The organism is Methylophaga sp. UBA5088 (genome assembly GCF_002414625.1).
In the GTDB taxonomy this organism is placed as follows: Bacteria; Pseudomonadota; Gammaproteobacteria; order Nitrosococcales; family Methylophagaceae; genus Methylophaga; species Methylophaga marina.
This window is the reverse complement of record NZ_DIAC01000002.1, coordinates 1835-2558: the sequence shown is the minus strand read 5'-3', so window position 1 is coordinate 2558 and position 724 is coordinate 1835. Positions and strand designations below refer to the sequence as shown.

Here is a 724-nt window from a genome sequence, read left to right as displayed (position 1 = left end):
GTCTCAGATTACGTGGGGCTTATCCACCTTATTACAAAGTGGTGTTTCAGTGGTGAAGTCGTTGGAAATCATTGGTGACCTCATCCGTAACACAGCCATTTCTGGGAATATCATCGCGGCATCTGAAAGTATTTTGCGTGGAGATGATATGGGGAAAAGCTTTCATAAACCCTATATCGAAGAACTCATCCAACAAATGGTCTTAGTGGGTGAGCGTAGTGGCAGCATGATTCCCATCATGCGTGATGCTGGTCAGTTTTACGAAGAAAAGATTCGCAACATCACTAAAGCGATTGCTGCAGCAACAGAACCTGCCGCGATTCTGTTAATAGGTGGCATCGTGGGTTACGTCTATTACGCCTTTTTCAAATCTATGTTCTCCATGTCTGGATAAACGAATGAAAAGTTACTGTTTTATTTTTAGCTTGTTTTTGCTCAGCCACAGTGCTTCGGCGAACCCCAATTCGAGACCTGCGATGTCGGACTGGCAAAGTTTGACGGCGGTCGACACACAAGCAGCAATCTCTCGCCCATTGTTGAGAGACCCATTTAGCGATCCACAGACAAGTTATAGCGAACATGGCTCAGCCTTTCAGAAAAACAATGGCGCGTTTGGTTCTGGTTTTCAGCGTGGTCGAGGTGAGTTCACCGTCCCTGAATTAATCTTCAAAGGTTATATCGAGAGTGATGAAGGTGATAAACCCATGGCCTTGATTCAGATTGA

The 724-nt window shown here is 45.2% G+C and carries 2 protein-coding genes; both read left to right on the top strand.

What is annotated here, in order from left to right:
- Nucleotides 1-394: type II secretion system F family protein (locus B4K20_RS00205; RefSeq protein WP_289281428.1), on the top strand; the 394-nt coding region annotated here is incomplete at its 5' end.
- A gap of 82 nt (nt 395-476) precedes the next feature.
- On the top strand, nt 477-724 hold a 248-nt coding region (locus tag B4K20_RS00200; protein WP_289281427.1), incomplete at its 3' end, for a hypothetical protein.